The 16,636-nt window shown below is 64.9% G+C and carries 13 protein-coding genes and 1 pseudogene; 7 read left to right on the top strand and 7 right to left on the bottom strand.

What is annotated here, in order from left to right:
* Nucleotides 1-35 precede the first annotated feature (35 nt).
* The 5 genes from ACVW1C_RS08415 to ACVW1C_RS08395 form a co-directional block, all read right to left on the bottom strand.
* On the bottom strand, nt 36-1,661 hold the full coding sequence (locus ACVW1C_RS08415) for an ABC transporter ATP-binding protein (protein WP_456758017.1): 1,626 nt from the start codon (nt 1,659-1,661) through the stop codon (nt 36-38).
* Nucleotides 1,658-2,488 carry an ABC transporter permease gene (locus tag ACVW1C_RS08410; protein WP_456758016.1) on the bottom strand — a complete coding sequence of 277 codons (831 nt, stop codon included), beginning with the start codon at nt 2,486-2,488 and terminating at the stop codon, nt 1,658-1,660. The genes ACVW1C_RS08415 and ACVW1C_RS08410 overlap by 4 nt, the downstream gene beginning before the upstream one ends.
* A gap of 2 nt (nt 2,489-2,490) precedes the next feature.
* Nucleotides 2,491-3,468: an ABC transporter permease gene (locus ACVW1C_RS08405; protein ID WP_456758015.1), complete on the bottom strand. Its 978-nt coding sequence runs from the start codon at nt 3,466-3,468 to the stop codon at nt 2,491-2,493.
* An 85-nt stretch (nt 3,469-3,553) separates the two neighbouring features.
* Nucleotides 3,554-4,717, bottom strand: a complete 1,164-nt coding sequence (locus ACVW1C_RS08400; RefSeq protein WP_456757919.1) for an IS4 family transposase — start codon at nt 4,715-4,717, stop codon at nt 3,554-3,556.
* A gap of 255 nt (nt 4,718-4,972) precedes the next feature.
* Nucleotides 4,973-6,586, bottom strand: coding sequence for an ABC transporter substrate-binding protein (locus tag ACVW1C_RS08395; protein ID WP_456758014.1), 1,614 nt, complete (start codon nt 6,584-6,586; stop codon nt 4,973-4,975).
* 446 nt (nt 6,587-7,032) lie between these two features.
* Here ACVW1C_RS08395 and ACVW1C_RS08390 point away from each other — a divergent pair, with 446 nt between their 5' ends.
* On the top strand, nt 7,033-7,332 hold the full coding sequence (locus ACVW1C_RS08390; protein WP_016843119.1) for an HU family DNA-binding protein: 300 nt from the start codon (nt 7,033-7,035) through the stop codon (nt 7,330-7,332).
* 149 nt (nt 7,333-7,481) lie between these two features.
* Here the strand turns inward: ACVW1C_RS08390 and ACVW1C_RS08385 are convergent, their stop codons facing one another.
* Nucleotides 7,482-8,282 (bottom strand): SDR family oxidoreductase, encoded by an 801-nt coding sequence (locus ACVW1C_RS08385; protein ID WP_456758013.1) that lies wholly within the window; start codon nt 8,280-8,282, stop codon nt 7,482-7,484.
* A 374-nt stretch (nt 8,283-8,656) separates the two neighbouring features.
* On the bottom strand, nt 8,657-9,643 hold the full coding sequence (locus tag ACVW1C_RS08380; protein ID WP_456758012.1) for an ABC transporter substrate-binding protein: 987 nt from the start codon (nt 9,641-9,643) through the stop codon (nt 8,657-8,659).
* A gap of 471 nt (nt 9,644-10,114) precedes the next feature.
* Here ACVW1C_RS08380 and ACVW1C_RS08375 point away from each other — a divergent pair, with 471 nt between their 5' ends.
* The 6 genes and pseudogenes from ACVW1C_RS08375 (at nt 10,115) to ACVW1C_RS08350 (ending at nt 16,228) form a co-directional block, all read left to right on the top strand.
* Nucleotides 10,115-11,212 carry an ABC transporter substrate-binding protein gene (locus ACVW1C_RS08375; RefSeq protein WP_456758011.1) on the top strand — a complete coding sequence of 366 codons (1,098 nt, stop codon included), beginning with the start codon at nt 10,115-10,117 and terminating at the stop codon, nt 11,210-11,212.
* Nucleotides 11,190-12,205, top strand: a pseudogene (locus tag ACVW1C_RS08370) (ABC transporter permease). The gene ACVW1C_RS08375 and the pseudogene ACVW1C_RS08370 overlap by 23 nt, the downstream one beginning before the upstream one ends.
* The gene (locus ACVW1C_RS08365) at nt 12,199-12,996 is read left to right on the top strand and encodes an ABC transporter ATP-binding protein (protein ID WP_456758010.1); all 798 of its coding nucleotides are present in this window, start codon (nt 12,199-12,201) and stop codon (nt 12,994-12,996) included. Before ACVW1C_RS08370 ends, ACVW1C_RS08365 begins: the two are co-directional and overlap by 7 nt.
* The gene (locus ACVW1C_RS08360) at nt 12,990-14,162 is read left to right on the top strand and encodes an acyl-CoA dehydrogenase family protein (RefSeq protein ID WP_456758009.1); all 1,173 of its coding nucleotides are present in this window, start codon (nt 12,990-12,992) and stop codon (nt 14,160-14,162) included. The genes ACVW1C_RS08365 and ACVW1C_RS08360 overlap by 7 nt, the downstream gene beginning before the upstream one ends.
* A gap of 33 nt (nt 14,163-14,195) precedes the next feature.
* On the top strand, nt 14,196-15,290 hold the full coding sequence (locus tag ACVW1C_RS08355) for an LLM class flavin-dependent oxidoreductase (RefSeq protein WP_456758008.1): 1,095 nt from the start codon (nt 14,196-14,198) through the stop codon (nt 15,288-15,290).
* The gene (locus ACVW1C_RS08350; protein WP_456758007.1) at nt 15,287-16,228 is read left to right on the top strand and encodes an ABC transporter substrate-binding protein; all 942 of its coding nucleotides are present in this window, start codon (nt 15,287-15,289) and stop codon (nt 16,226-16,228) included. Before ACVW1C_RS08355 ends, ACVW1C_RS08350 begins: the two co-directional genes overlap by 4 nt.
* The last annotated feature ends 408 nt before the right edge of the window (nt 16,229-16,636 follow it).

Below are 16,636 nucleotides of genomic sequence, written 5' to 3'. Positions count from 1 at the left end.
CGCGGACCAACGACGCACCACGCGCGATGGCTCGATCAGGCGATCAAGGCATCGCGCTTTCGCGTGAAGTCGCCGCCGGGGATCGCCGACAGCAGCGCCTGCGTGTAGGGATGCTGCGGCCTGCCGAACACCTCGGCGGTCAGTCCTTGCTCGACCACGGCGCCGTCCTTCATCACCGCGACGAGGTCGCAGATCTGGGCGGCAACTCGCAGATCGTGGGTGATGAAGATGATGGAGAGGCCAAGCTGCTGGCGTAGCCCGGCGAGCAGCTTCAAGACTTGCGCCTGCACCGAGACGTCGAGCGCGGAGACCGGCTCGTCAGCGACCAAGACGTCCGGCTTCAGCGCCAGGGCTCGTGCGAGCCCGATGCGCTGCCGCTGGCCGCCGGAGAATTCATGCGGGAAGCGATCGCCGGCGGACGGATCGAGCCCAACCAGCTCGAACAGTTTTCGCGCTTCCGCGATTGCCGTGGCGCGGTCGGTGCCGTGCACGATCGGTCCCTGCGCCACCAGCTCGGCCGCCTTGCGGCGCGGGTTGAGCGAGGCGAACGGATCCTGGAACACCATCTGGATGTGGCGGGTCTCGTGCCTGATGGCGTCGCGGCCGAGCTTCGCCCAGTCCTTGCCGTCGAGCACGATCGATCCGCTGTCGGGATCGATCAACCGGACAATGCAGCGCGCGAGCGTCGATTTGCCCGAACCGGATTCGCCGACGATGCCGAGCGTCGCGCCGCGCGGCAGCCGCAGCGAGACGTTCTTGACTGCCTCTGTGATCCGCGCGCCGCGGCCGAGGAAGCCGCCGGTGCGGTAGGTCTTGGAGACGCCATCGATGGTCAGGATGTCCTTGCCGGAAAGGATGCGCGGCGGCGGTGCCGTCAACGGCGGAACCGCCGCGATCAGTTGTTTGGTGTAGGCATGCTGTGGGTCGTTCAGCACCTTGTCGGCCGTGCCTTGCTCGACGATCGCGCCGTGCTGCATCACCACGACGCGGTCGGCGATCTCGACGACCACGCCGAAATCATGGGTGATGAACAGCACCGCCGTCTTCCTGCGCTGCTGCAGATCGCGGATCAGCTTCAGGATCTGCGCCTGCGTCGTGACGTCGAGCGCGGTGGTCGGCTCGTCGGCGATCAACAGCTTCGGGTCGAGCGCGAGCGACATCGCGATCATGGCGCGCTGGCGCTGGCCGCCGGAGAGCTCGTGCGGATAGGCCTTCGCGGCAGCCCTGGGGTCGGGGATGCGGACATCCTCGAGCAATGCCTCTACCCGCGCATTGATCTCGGCCTTCGACAGGCCGGTGTGGATTGCAAACATCTCGCCGATCTGGTCACCGATGGTGCGCAGCGGATTGAGCGCCGTCATCGGCTCCTGGAAGATCATCGCGATGCCGGCGCCGCGTACCTCGCGCATCTCCGCCTGATCGGCGGCGCAGAGGTCGCGGCCGTCGAACAGCATCCGGCCCCGTTCGATGGTCACCTCGTTCGGCAACAGCCGCATGATCGCGTTCGCCATCATCGACTTGCCGGAGCCGGACTCGCCGACCACGCAGAGGATCTCGTTGGAGGCGATCGACAGGGAAACGTCGGACAGCGCGTGCGGCCGGTCGGCGCCTTTGGGCAGGCGCACGGTCAACCCTTCGAGCGAAAGAACGGTGTCGCTCATCGGCTCTTCAGCCTCGGATTGAGCGCATCGTTGAGGCCCTGGCCGACCAGCGACACCGCGAGCACGGTGACGAGGATCGCAATGCCGGGGATCGCCGAGACGTACCATTGCACCCGGAGCACGTCGCGGCCGAGCCCGATCAGATTGCCCCAGGAGGCGACGTTGGGGTCGGACAGCCTCAGGAACGCCAGCGCACTTTCCAGGAGGATCGCGACCGCCATCACCACACTGGCATAGACGATCACCGGCGGCAGCGCATTGGGCAGGATCTCGCCGAGGATCAGCTGGAGGTCCTTCATGCCGAGCGTCTTGCCGGCCTGGACGAATTCGCGGTTGCGCAGCGACAGGAACTCGGCGCGGGTCAGCCGCGCCGGCGCCGGCCACGACACCACGCCGACCGCGATGGTCACCGTGGTCAGCGTCGAGCCGAACACCGCGACCAGCACCAGCAGCAGCACGAAGTTCGGCAGGGTCTGGAATGCCTCGGTGATCCGCATCAGCACATTGTCGACCCAGCCGCCGTAATAGCCGGCGAAGGCGCCGACCAGGATGCCGATCAGGATCGCGATCACGGTGGCGACGCCGCCGATCAGGAGCGAGATGCGCGCGCCGTAGAAGATCTGGGCGGCGATGTCGCGGCCGGAATTGTCGGTGCCGAGCAGGAAGCGCGGATTGGTGAACGGCCAGACCAGCGGCCGGCCCGCCAGCGCGAGCGGATCGCGCGGATAAAGGAAACTCGCGCTGATCGCCATCGCGATCACCAGCAGCAGCAGGATCAGGCCGATCACCGCGGCCGGGCTGCGGAAGTAGCGTTTCACCGCGTCCATCGTCAGCCCTCCGCCGCGATGCGCGGATCGAGCCGCGCGTAGAGCAGGTCGACGACGAAGTTCACGACAATCACAAGGAGCGCGGACACGAACACGATGCCGAGCAGGGTGTTGAGGTCGCGCTGCACCACGGATTCATAGGCGAGGCGGCCGAGGCCGGGCAGGGAGAACACGCTCTCGACCACGACCGAGCCGCCGAGCATGGTGCCGGCCTGCAAGCCGATCAGCGTCACCATCGGCAGCAGCGCGTTGCGCAGCACATGGCGGGTGATGACGTGGGTCTCGTCCAGCCCCTTGGCGCGGGCGGTGCGGACGAAATCGAGGTTCAAGACCTCCAGCATCGAGGCGCGCATGATGCGCAAATAGATCGCAAGGAAGATCAGCCCGAGCGTCAGCGTCGGCAGCACTAAATGCGCGGCGACATCGAGCACGTGCCAGATCCCCCTCTGCACGGTGCCGATGTCCTCGAAGCCGCCCGGCGGCAGCCATTGCAGATAGACCGAGAACACCACGATCGCCATCAGCCCGAACCAGAACGAGGGCGTGGCGTAGAAGATCAGGCCGAGCGTCGAGATCAAGGTGTCCGGCCAGCGGTTGACGCCGCGCGCGGCGATCACGCCGAACACGAGGCCGAAGAAGAACGCGAATGACAGCGACGCGGTCATCAAGAGGATGGTAGGCGGCAGCCGTTCCAGGATCACGGTCGCCACCGGCTTGCCGTAGATCGAGGAGAAGCCGAGATCGAGCCGCACCAGGTGCCACAGATAGTTGCCGAGTTGCGCCGGAACCGAGAGGTCGAGCCCGTAGAACTTGCGCAGCTGTTGCGCGGTCGCGGCATCGCCGCCGCCCATCTGCGCCATCAGCGCATCGACGGTGTCGCCCGGCGCGAGCTGCAGCAGCAGGAACACGCCGATCAGGATCAGGAACAGGGTCGGGATCGAGGCGGCGAGCCGCCGCCCCGCAAGGCTCAGGATGCGCATCGGTTATCTATAACGTTTTCGAACGAAGTGGACACTGGCCTCTCGGTCACCTCGCCCCGCTTGCGGCAGGGCTGTCCGGGGAAGTTCAACCATAGCAGAGTTCCATCTGGTCGAGGGACGTTGTGGATTTGCGACGGCCAGGGTTGATTGGCGGAGGCTTTTCGATGCTGGCGAAGGCTCGCCGGGTGAACAGGAACTGGCTGACGAGTTCGGCGAGCCTGAGCGGCAGCATTTTGATGCAGTGGGACCGCGCGGCAATGCGCAACAGTAGGTAGGCAATCATCGCAGCAAGGACTTGCAGGCGGATTGCATTGTCATTGGTGCCGAGGAACTTGCGAATGTCGAGGTGTTGCTTGATCCAGCGGAACAGCAGTTCGATCTGCCACCGGCTCTTGTAGAGGGCGGCGATCTCGACAGCCGTTCGGGTCGTGTCGTTGGTGAGAAGCGTGATCACGCCGCCGTTCTCCCGCCTGACCTTGATGCGCCGCAGCGGTATCGGCAAACGCGAGTCGCCCTTACTGGTGAGCTTCACCTCGTCGTCGACGATGATCTTGAAGCCGTCCCCCTTGCTGTTGCGGATGGTGCGATGCCTGACCGCGCGTAGCCGGATGCTCGTCTTCGGCCGGGTCACGAAGAAAGCCTTGCTGTCATTGATCTTATGCCACCAGTCGAAACGGCAATATCCCTTGTCGAACACATAGGTTGTGCCGGCCTGGATCGGAGTCTGGCGACCGATCTCGATATCGTTGACGTTGGCAGCCGTCACCTCGACGCACTTCGGGATATCGCCCTTGGGATCGTAGACCACGTGCAGCTTCATGCCGCGGATGCGGCCGTTCCACGCCGCCCAGGTGCAAACTTTGCCAAGCGGGATCGGACTGGCATCGATCAGGCGCACCATCTCCGTGCCTTCGCCCCGCAACTGCCGGCTTGCCATCGCCGACAATCGTGCAAAGGTTTGCGCAAAAATGCTGGACGGGCGGCGGCTGTTGGCATCCGACAGTGTCGAGCGGGACAACCTGCCGGTGCCCAGGTGATAGTGATGCTGAGGATTGGCGTTGAAGCCGGTCACCACGGCGCGCAGGCTGTTGTTCCCGCTCAACTGCGCATAGATCAGCGCTACCAGGTGATCCCAGCTCTTGAACGACTTGTCATAGGCATCCCCGTCCAGACGATCCACAGCCGCCTGAAACTGCCGCCGATTGATCGGTTCAAGCAGCCTACTAAAAATGCTATCGCGAAATCGCATGCTCGGCCTTCTGTGTCTCGACAACCAGAAAAGACCGATTTGCCTCGGTTTCGCCGAGCATGCACCGCGACACAGTGAATCATTCCCCGGACAGCCCTGCGCTTGCGGGGAGAGGTCGGATCGCATGCAGCAAAGCGAAATGCGATCCGGGTGAGGGGGTACAGGTCTATCGATAGAGCAATATCGCGGAGAAAGCCCCTCACCCCGACCCTCTCCCCGCAAGAGCGGGGCGAGGGAGCAGCAAGGCGCGCCGCCTCAGGCCGAAAGCCAAAGATCGTGCCAGCTCGCCGAGCCCCAGCGCGGTGTATTGGAGTGGTTGCGCGCCTTTGCCGTGATCACGGTGACGAAGATCTGCTCGATCGGCATCCAGACCGGCAGCTCGGTGTTCACCTCCTTGACGAAGTCGGCATAGAGCGCCTTGCGCTTGACCGGATCGACCTCGGTCGCGGCATCGTCGATGGTCTTGTCGACGGTCTTATCCTCCCAGCCCCACTGGTTGGTCCACGGCGCCCCCTTGGGTTGGCCGGAGCGGTACCACACCGTGGTCGAAACCGCGGGGTCGTTGCGATACTGATGCCAGCCGGTCGCGAGATCGAAGGCGTGGTCGTCATAGACCTGCTTGAGGAAGCCGCCGCCGTCGTTGCGCACGATGTCGACCTGAATGCCGACTTCTCCCAGCGACTGCTGGATGAAGGTCGACCACAGCGAGATGTCCTCGCCCCACGGTGCCGGCAGCAGTTTCAGCGAGAAGCGGTTGCCGCCATTGGCCTTGAAGCCGGCCTCGTCGAGCAGCGCGATCGCCTTGGCCTTGTCGTAGGGATATTGCGGCGTGTTCGGCCCGGGATAGAAGTCGGTCGAGGTCGAGGGGATCGGGCCGGTGCCGAGCTTGGCGAAATCGCCCAAGAAATTCTCGATGAAGAACGGCACGTTGATCGCGTGCGCGATGGCGCGGCGGACCCGGATATCAGATAGTTCCTTGCGGCGGAAATTGAACTCGATGGTGTTGGTACGGGCGTTGCCTTCATTGCCCTTGGTTGAGACGATGAAGCGCTTGTCCTTGCCGAGCCGCGCCATGTCCGAGATCGTCAGCCCCGAGAACGGGCTGTAGTGCAATTCGCCGGCCTCCATCTGGGCGGCCGCGGCGGCGCGGTCAGTGATCACCTTCCAGACGATGCGGTCGAGATAGGGCGCGTTCGGCCGCCAGTAATCCGGATTGCGGTCGGCGATGATGTATTGCCCGCGCTCGTATTTGACGAACTTGAACGGGCCGGTGCCGACCGGCGCCAGATTGGTCGGGTTCTGCCTGATGTCGCCGCTCTCATAGAGATGCTTGGCGGAGACGTAGCCGAGGTCGGGCAGGGCCCGCAGCAGCAGGTTCAGCGGCATCGGCCGCTCGTAGCGGAAGATCGCGGTCTGCGGATCGGGCGTATCGACCGATGTGAGGAACAGCTGCAGCGTCGATCCGTAGTTGAGGATCTTCTTCCACATGTTCATCGCGGTGAAGGCGACGTCCTCCGAGGTGAACGGCTTGCCGTCGTGCCAGGTGATGCCCTTGCGCAGCCTGAAGGTGACGGTCTTGCCGTCCGGCGTCGCCTCCCAGCTCTCGGCGAGCACGCCGACCGGCTGTCCCTGGGCGTCGAGGTCGACCAGATTCTCCTGGATCTTGCCGCCAATGATGTAGACGCCGGTAGAGGCCTGGATGCTCGGGTTGAGCTGGCGCTGCTCAGCGCCGTAATGGACGTTGAACACGCCGCCCTTGCGCGGGGTTTCCTGCGCGAATGCCCGCATCGGATTGATGACATTGGCCGCAATCGCGGCCGAGGTCAGAAGGGCCGTGCGGCGGTTGATCTCAAGGCGGGACAAATCCATACGCGGGGTCTCCGGAGTCATACATAAAGGCTTGCATCGGGGTGGCCAGCCGATCGGCCGTGGCGCCCGTTTGCGATGTTACGATGGAATGGGAACCCGAGTCGAACCCGAGTCATTTTCTAATGCCTCGGCCTTTTGGAGGATCGTTTCCGAAACCTGAAGTGGCGCGCCAATGTGCATCGCAACCCGACTTGTGCGCAGCATTGTCGCACGCCTGCGGCGCGAGATGCGCCGGGTGATTCGCGCGAAGGGTTGTTTCGGGAGCCCCGAAGCCGCGCAAACCCTGTAATTTTAGGGGTCGGAAGCGACTTGACTGGAGAAAACACTGGAAAAACCCCTGATTCGGGGGCTGTCCACAGCGATATTGCTGTGGGGAGTGCAGAAAACACTGTTTTTCTCGGCGTTTTCCGCCATATCGTGCCCACTCCAGAATCAATGGAGCAACCATGGCTACCCAACTGTCGAAGTCGCAAGTGATCGAGAAGATCGCGACCACCACCGAACTCTCCAAGCGCGACGTCAAGAACGTTTTGGACTCGCTCGTCGATGTCGGCCACAAGGAGCTGAAGAAGAACGGGGTGTTCCTCGTCCCCGGCTTCGCCAAGTTCGTTGTGGTCAAGAAGCCTGCGACCAAGGCGCGCAAGGGCACCAACCCCTTCACCGGCGAAGAGATGATGTTCAAGGCCAAGCCGGCCCGGAAGATCGTCCGCGCACGGCCGGTCAAGGCCGCCAAGGACGCGGTTTAAGAATGAAAGGCCTCCGGTGACGGAGGCCTTTTGCTTTTGAGCCGTCGCTTCCTGCCGTTGGTTGCCCGCTTGAGCGTTTTCGAGCGCAGTGGACACCGGTTCGCGTGAAGAAAACGCGCCAAAGCAGAATCTTGAGCCCCGGGGCCTGGCTAAACCGGGACCGGGGCTCTAGAGACCACCGGTGATCGGCCACCATCGACATTGATGGCGGTGCCGGTGATGTAGGAGCCTTGCTCCGAAGCCAGGAAGCAGGCGAGGTTGGCGAACTCCTCCGCCGTGCCGATGCGGCCGAGCGGCGTGCCCCGGGCCAAGCCCTTGGCGAATTCCCCGAAATCCGTGTCCGGCGCCTGGGCCGCGTGCCGCTTGACCCATTGATCGCTCATGATCAGGCCGACCAAGAGTGCATTCACCAGGATGTTGTGCTCGCCGCCTTCATTGGCCATCACCTTGGTCAGCGCCATGCCGGCCGCGCGCGACACCGAGGTCGGCGCCGAATTGCCGGCCGGCGCCTTCGCAAAGGTGTTGAGCACGTTGATGATGCGGCCCCATTTGCGCTGCTTCATGCCCGGCCACACCAGCCGGCTGAAGCGGATCGCGGCGAACAGTTTCAGGTCGAGGTCCTCCTGCCAGGCCTCGTCGCTGATGCTCTCGAAGGCCAGCGTGCGCGCGGTGCCGGCATTGTTGACCAGCACGTCGATCTTGCCGAGATCCGCGACGATCTGGTCGTGCGCCCTCGAGATGTCGGCCGCCCTGGCGACGTCGCAGACGTAATCGCGTACCACGAGGCCGTCCTTGGCGAGTGCCTCGCGCGCCGCCGTGAGGTCGGCCGCGCCGCGGGCGAGGATCGCGACCCTGGCGCCGGATTCCGCAAACCGCCGCGCCACCGCGATCCCGATGCCCTTGCTGCCGCCGGTGACCACCGCGACACGGTCTTTCATTGTGACGTTCATTGTTGTTCTCCCTGGGGCTGGCCCGGAGAGGACGCTATCAAACCGACAGCGCGACCAACAAGGTCATGCAGAGCAGGTGTGCCGTGACAATCAGTGCGAGATGGAGCGGGCCGGGCATCCGAGGTCTCCGTTGTGGTGCGCCGTGAGGCATTCCGTAAGGTGAGCACTGTCGCCCGTCCCCCTCTCCCGCTTGCGGGGGAGGGCTGGGGTGGGGGCTCTCTCCGCGAGTCATACTGTGGAGAGAGCCCCCACCCGCCGCGCGCTAGGCGCGCGTCGGCCTCCCCCGCAAGCGGGAGAGGCGAAGCGAGTTCGCGGATCGACCAGCAACGCCATATGCGATTGCCCTGCCTTTCAAGGCGAGGTGGAAGCGCGTCCTAATTCAAGCTCGCGCCAGCGGTGAAACTGCGGTCGACGGCTTTACCGACATCCAGCGTCTTGCCGAGGATGCCGTAGCGCGTGGCGCGGTCGGAGGCGGCCTGCACCTCCTTCACCACGGCCTCGTCGATCGCGATCGGGCTCGTCTTCTGCGCGGTGTAGGCGGCGAGCAGCACGTCTTCCGGCAGTTTTGTGAGCTCGGCAGTGCTCCTGGCGTATTCGGCGAGATGATCGAGCGACCACAGCCGCGCCTTGTTGAGCCGCTGCACCAGATCCTGCACGGCCGCGCGCTTGGTCGCGATCGCGTTGTCGGAGGCGACGATGAAGGTGACGGTGGGCGTCAGACCCTCGCCATCGGCGACGATCCGCGCCTTGTCCTTCAGCGTTGCAAAGGAGACGTAGGGCTCCCACACCGCCCAGCCGTCGATCGAGCCGGCGAGCAGCGCGATCTTGGCGTCGACCGGGCCGAGCGGCGCGAAGGTCGCATCCTCGATCCTGTTGCCGGCCTTTTCCAGCGTCGCATCGATCAGGAACTGGCCCCAGCCGCCGCGGGTACCGGCAAGACGCTTGCCCTTCAGATCGGCCGCCGTCTTGATCGGCGAATCCGCGCGCACCAGGATCGCCTGGGTCTTCGGGTCGGCGCGCGTGCCGCCGATCGCCTTGATCGGCGCGCCCGCGGCATAGACCGAGAGGAAGGCGAGATCGCCGGTGTAACCGACGTCGAGCGCGCCGGCGTTGAGCGCCTCGAGGATCGGCGCTGCGGCCGGGAATTCCGACCATTCGATCTTGTACGGCAGATCCTTGGCGAAGCCGGAGATCTCCAGCAGCGAGCGGTTGCCGCCTTTCTGGTCGCCGACGCGCAGCACGATCGCGTCAGTCGCGAAAGCTGCGGCCGATGTCGACAGCGTGATCACCGCTGTGATCAGCGCGGCCGCGGTGCGGCGCGTGAAGTTATAGGGAGAACCCGAGCGGGTCAGTTTGCGCATATGCATTTTCTTTCTGATTCATTCGCTGCTCGTCGGGAAGCGCGGCAGCGTTCGACCGAGTCTATGAGCAAGCCGTTCGCCGTCAACGAAACGGAAAACTGAAATCAGCCCGCGCGCAGCAAGGATGATCTCGCCGAGCCCTTGTGCGTAGAAGACATCGCGCAAGCGGCGATGTTTCACTCAAATTTGGTGCAATCGATGCCGTGCTGTCGCAGGTCTGCGCCGCGCCGAGCGCGAAAATCGTTTCATCGTCGCGCGATGCGATCGTGGAGAGTTCAGCTGCGGCGCCGACTACATTCGAAATTCCATTTCATTGACGATGAACTTATCGCGCCGCATCATTTGCGTGTTGCTTTGAGTGCAATAGCGCCGGAGAAATCCGCTTTTTCTAAACCATGAGCTTCGAACGACGGGGCGCGCAGACGGAGACGTTCTGCGCGCGGGGCGGAGCCTTGCCGAAATGCAGGAGTGATGATGTCGACGGATAACAAGAAGACGGTGATGGATCGCCGCACCTTGCTGCGCGCGGGCGCCGCCGCGGCCTTTGCCGCGCCGATCGGCGCCTACAGCGCGCAGGCCTTCGCGCCGCGGGCGATCACGCCGGCGATCGATTTCTCCGAATTCCCGATCTGCAAGGCGGCTTCCGACGCGCCGCCGCTGGCAGGCAGCCCGCGCAAGCTGAAATTGTCCTGGAACGCCGGCGCGGTCTGCCTCGCGCCGCTGCCGGTCGCCATCGATCATGGCTTCTTCCAGAAGCAGAATCTCGACGTCGAGCTCGTCAACTATTCCGGTTCGACCGACCAGTTGCTGGAGGCGATCGCCACCGGCAAGAGCGACACCGGTCTCGGCATGGCGCTGCGCTGGCTCAAGCCCTTGGAGCAGGGCTTCGACGTCAAGATCGCCGCCGGCACCCATGGCGGCTGCATGCGCGTCTTGACCCGGACCAATTCCGGCATCGACAAGCTCGCCGATCTCAAGGGCAAGATCGTCGCGGTCGGCGATCTCGCAGGTCCCGACAAGAATTTCTTCTCGATCCAGCTCTCCAAGCTCGGCATCGACCCGGTGAGGGATGTCGACTGGCGCGCCTATCCCGGCAATCTCCTGAACGTCGCGGTCGAGAAGGGCGAGGTGCAGGCCTTCTTGTCGTCGGATCCGCTGGCCTATCTCTGGCTGAAGGACACGCAGTACAAGGAGGTCGCCTCCAACCTCGACGGCGAGTACCGCGACAAGAGCTGCTGCATCGTCGGCCTGCGCGGCAGTCTGGTGCGGGAAGAACCCCACGTCGCGCGCGCCATTACCCAGGCGCTGCTCGATGCCGCGATGTTCACCTCGCAGAACCCGGACAAGGCGGCGAAATCGTTCCAGCCCTATGCGCCGAAGGCGGCGAGCCTCGCCGATCTCGAGGCGATGGCGCGCTACCACACCCATCACCATCATCCCACCGGCGAAGTGCTCAAGCGCGAGCTCAAGGGCTACGCCGACGACCTCAAATCGGTGCAGGTGTTCAAGCAGAGCACCGACACGGCCAAATTCGCGGAGCGGATCTATGTCGACGTATTCAGTGTCTGACACGACGGCCGCCGCCGCGCCGCGCGCCGCGGTACGTTCTCGAACCTCTCCGGCAGCTATGGCGTTGGCCTCGCGGCAGCCCTCGCCTGGCTCGCGTTCGGGCTGTCGTGCCTCTATTGGCCCGATGTCGGCGACTGGTCACGAACCGGGTCGCTCGGCATCGGCGCGATCGTCATCGCGGCCTTTATCCTGTTCGGCACGTTCAGCGCGGATTATCTCGGCAGTGCCGGGCAGGCGCTGCGCAAGCGCGCGCCATGGCTGGTGGCCTTCGGCGCCTTCGTGACGCTGTGGGAGGTCGCCACCGCGAAATTCGCCTGGCTGCCGCTGCCGTTTTTCCCGCCGCCGCAGTCGATCCTCGAGGTCTATACCGACGATCTGCCAAAATTGCTCGACAGCGTGTTCGCCTCGATCAAGCTACAGCTCGGCGGCTACATCATCGGTGCGACTGTCGGCTTCATCACCGGCGTCTCGATCGGCTGGTCGCACAAGATCGGCTACTGGGTGCATCCGGTGCTGCGCTTCATCGGCCCGCTGCCCGCCACCGCCTGGCTGCCGATCGCGTTCTTCACTTTCCCGTCGAGCTGGAGCGCCTCGACCTTCCTGATCGCGCTCGCCACTGGATTCCCGGTGACGGTGCTGACCTGGTCGGGCGTCGCGAGCGTCAGCAGCGCCTATTACGACGTCGCGCGCACGCTCGGCGCCAAGCCGTCGTTCCTGGTGCTGAAGGTCGCGATCCCTGCCGCGCTGCCGCACGTGTTCGTCGGCCTGTTCATGGGGCTTGGTTCGTCCTTTGCCGTGCTCGTGGTCGCCGAGATGATCGGCGTCAAGGCCGGGCTCGGCTGGTACCTGCAATGGGCGCAGGGCTGGGCGGCCTATGCCAACATGTACGCGGCGCTGATCGTGATGTCGCTGCTGTGCTCCGGCGCGATCACGCTGCTGTTCCGCACCCGCGACCGCCTGCTGGTCTGGCAGAAGGGCGTCGTCAAATGGTAGTGCAATCCGCCGCTGAGGCGATCACCTATCCCGCCGTCGGCGCCGAGCTCGATATCGAAGGCGTCAGCCACGCCTTCGATATCGACGGCGCTGTCCTGCCGGTGCTCGACAATGTGAACCTATCGATCGCGCCGGGAGAGTTCGTGGCGCTGCTCGGCCCGTCCGGCTGCGGCAAGTCGACCTTGCTGCGGCTGGTCGCGGGGCTGGAGAAGCCGCGCAGCGGCTCGCTGCGCGAGGATGAAGTCCGCATCAGTGGCCCGCATCCGTCGCGTGTCGTCGTATTCCAGGACCCGACGCTGTTTCCCTGGCGCTCGGTCTGGGACAATGTGGCGCTCGGGCTGGAAGCGCAGGGCATCCTGAAGGCGCAGCGGCCTCGGGTCGATGCCGTGATCGAGCTGGTCGGCCTGTCGTCGTTCCGCAACGCCTATCCGCACCAGCTCTCCGGCGGCATGGCGCAGCGCGTGGCACTGGCGCGGGCGCTGGTCAATGATCCGAACATCCTGGTGCTCGACGAGCCGCTCGGCAAGCTCGATTCGCTGACGCGGATCGCCATGCAGTCCGAGCTCGTGGCGCTGTGGCAGCGCAAGGGCTTTACCACGCTGCTCGTCACCCATGACGTCGAGGAAGCGCTGGTGCTTGCCAACCGCGTCATCGTGCTCTCCGATCGTCCGGCGCGGATCAAGGCCGATATCGCCGTCGCCCGGCCATACCCGCGGCATCGCGGCGATCCTTATCTGGCCGAGCTGCGCAAGCAGATCCTCGGCCTGCTCGGACTGGAGGCGACATGGTGACGACAGCGGCGAGGGAGCAGCCGCCGGCGGAAGAGCCCGAATACATCGCGCGCGCGTTGCGGCTCGCCGAGGTGTTTGCCGCGCGTGCGCCCGCGCATGATCGCGATGCCAGCTTCCCCTTCGAGAATTTTTCTGACCTGTCGCGCGAAGGGCTGCTGGCGCTGACTGTGCCGGCGGTATCAGGCGGGAGCGGGGCGGGCGCCCGCGCGGCCACCCGCGTGCTCGGCATCATCGGCAAGGCCGATCCGTCGACCGCGCTGGTGCTGTCGATGCATTACATCCAGCATCTGGTGATGGCGCGCAGCACGCGCTGGCCGGCGCGGTTGGCGCGCAAGCTTGCGAGGGAAACGGTCGAGGGCGTGGCGCTGATCAACGCGCTCCGCGTCGAGCCCGAGCTTGGCTCGCCCGCGCGCGGCGGCCTGCCGGCGACCACGGCGCGCCGCACCGAAACCGGCTGGCGGCTCACGGGCCGCAAGATCTATTCGACCGGCGCGCCGATCCTGAAATGGTATTCGGTCTGGGCGAAAACCGACGAGCCGGAGACCCGTGTCGGGTTGTTTCTGGTTCCGGCCGGATTGCCGGGAACGCGAATCGAGGAGACCTGGGATCACCTCGGCCTGCGCGCCAGCGGCAGCCACACCGTGATCTTCGACGACGTGGTGTTTCCGCTGGATTACGAGATCGACGTCCGCAGGCCCGACGATTGGAAGGTTCCCGACGTCACCCAGGCGAGCGTGCACGCGATCTTCGTCGCCGCGATCTATGATGGCATCGCCCGCGCGGCCCGCGACTGGCTGGTCAAGTTCCTCAAGGAACGGGTGCCGGCCAATCTCGGCGCGCCGCTGGCGACGCTGCCGCGCATGCAGGAGGTCGTCGGCGGCATCGAGGCCCGGCTTGCCGTCAATGCCCGCCTGATCGACAGCTTTGCGGCCGATTTCGATAACGGCTTCTCGCTGTCCGCGATCGAGTCTAACATCATCAAGCTGACGGTGACCAATAACGCCGCAGCGGTGGTGGAGGATGCCTTGTCGCTGACCAGCAATCACGGCCTGTCGCGAACCAATCCGCTGGAGCGGCATTACCGCGACGTGCTGTGCGGCCGCGTCCATACCCCGCAAGACGATGCCACCCGTGTCTCCGCCGGGCGTTCCGCGCTGGGCGTCTGAAAACAACAGCCAACAACAACGGAGTTGTCAGCCATGCCGGTCGAGTTCATCGGCTTCATCACCAACAACAATGCCTCGGAAACCATCGTCCGGTCCGGCCCGGTGCTCGATCCGCCCTATATCGAGACCGTCGCCAAGGCCCATGAGCTCGCCGGCTTCGATCGCGCGCTGCTGGCGTTTCACTCGACCACGCCGGACGCGTTGCAGGTCGCGCAGCATGTGCTGACCATCACCAAGCAGCTCAAGGTAATGATCGCGCAGCGTCCGGGCTTCACCGCGCCGACGCTGTTGGCGCGCCAGCTCGCGACGCTGGATCAGTTCTATGGCGGCCGCGTCTCGCTGCACGTCATCACCGGCGGCAACGCCATCGAGCTGCGCCAGGACGGCAATACGCTCGACGACAAGGACGAGCGCTACGCCCGCACCAGCGAATTCCTCGACGTAGTGCGGCTGGAATGGACCAGCGAGAAGCCGTTCAACTACAGCGGCAAGTACTACAATGTCGAGAACGGCTTCTCGCAGGTGAAGCCGTTGCAGAAGGGCGGCATCTACACCTTTGTCGGCGGCGGCTCGGATGCCGCGGTCGAGGTCGCGGGCAAGCATGCGGACACCTTCGCGCTGTGGGGTGAATCCTACGCGCAGGTGCGGGACGTCACCGCGCGCGTCCGCGCGGCCGCGGCCAAGCACGGCCGGCCGACGCCGCGCTTCAGCCTGTCGGTGCGGCCGATCCTGGCCGACACCGAGGAGAAGGCGTGGGCGAAGGTGGAGCATATCCTCGCGCGCGCCACTGCGCTGCAGGACCAGACCGGTTACCGCCGGCCCAACCACGCGACCGACGGCGCCAAGCGGCTGTTGGCGCTCGCGGATCAGGGCACGCGCATCGACAAGCGGCTGTGGACCGAGATCGCAAAGCTCACTGGCGCCAACAGCAACACCACCGCGCTGGTCGGTACGCCCGAGCAGGTCGCCGAGGTGTTCGCCGATTACTACGATCTCGGCGTCAGCCATTTCCTGATCCGCGGCTTCGATCCGCTGGTCGATGCCATCGACTATGGCCGCGAGCTGATTCCGCTGACCCGCAAGCTGATCGAAGCACGCGACCAGCAGCGGGGGATCGCCGCCGAATGATCCGTCTCATTGTCGCGGCGGCGCTTGCGCTTGCCGCCATCGACGCGGCCGTCGCGCAGACCACGCTGCGCGTCGGCGACCAGAAGGGCAATTCGCAGGCCGTGATGGAAGCGGCCGGCGTGCTCAAAGACGTTCCCTACAGAATCGAATGGAAGGAGTTCGCCGCCGCGGCGCCGCTGCTGGAGGCCTTGGGCGCGGGCGCGATCGACACCGGCCTGGTCGGCGATGCGCCGTTCACCTTCGCGGCCGCCGCCAGGATTCCGGTGAAGGCGATCGCGGCCGTGCGGCAGTCGCGCGAGGGGCTCGCGGTCGTGGTGCCGGAGAATTCTCCGATCAAGAGCTTTGACGATCTGCGCGGCAAGAAGATCGCAACCGGCCGCGGTTCGATCGGCCACCAGCTGATCCTGGCCGCGCTGGAATCGAAGGGCTGGCAGGCGAGCGACGTGCAGATCGTGTTCCTGGCACCGTCGGATGCCAAGGTCGCGTACACGCAAGGCGCTGTCGACGCGTGGTCGACCTGGGAGCCCTATGTCAGCCAGGAGGAGGTGCTGTTCAAGTCGCGCCGTATCATCACGGCCGACGGCATCACGCCCGGCCTCGGCTTCCAGGTCGCAACGCCTGATGCGATCGAGGGCAAGCGCGCCGAGCTCGAGGATTTCGTGCGCAGGCTCGCGGCCGCGCGCGCATGGTCGCAGAACAATGTCGAAGGCTACGCTGCGACCTGGGGCAGGCTGATGAACATCCCGCCTGCGGTGCCGCTGAACTGGCTGGCGCGCGCCAAGATCCGTATCGCGCCGATCGACGACAGCGTGGTGGCCGACGAGCAGAAGACCATCGATCTCTATGACCGCTGGGGCCTGATCCGGCAGAAGATCAACGCCGCCGATATTGTAGATCGCTCGTTTGCCGCGGCAGTCCAGAAGGGCGCGGGGCTGTAGGCAATTTGCAGTCGATGCCAAGCATTCAGCGTCGTCCTGGTGAAAGCCAGGACGACGGGCGTGGAGGTGCTTGCATGATTTCGGAATATTGGAAATATACCCCTGATTTGCCCGACGCGTCAAGCGGCCCTGTCGATGGCCGGCAGCCGCCGGTTCCTTTGCATGGGGTTGTTTTCGATATTTTGCCAGCGCAACTGCGGCGGCTCTGCAAGCAAGCGATGTGGGACCATCGGCGGAAGCGATTGAAGGTCGCACTATCGCACCGCTAACGAACCCGTGATCTCAAAAACATCCATTCGCCCGCAGGCTGCCGCGCGGCAAGGATTTTTCCCTTTCCGCGTCTTCCAGAACGGCAACGTTGCTATTTTCACCGCGGCCTTGCCGTGCCCTGTGGCGCCGCCAAGATCA

The organism is Bradyrhizobium sp. USDA 4011, from assembly GCF_054063415.1.
The sequence above is the reverse complement of the archived record's forward strand: the minus strand, read 5'-3'. Positions and strand labels throughout refer to the sequence as shown.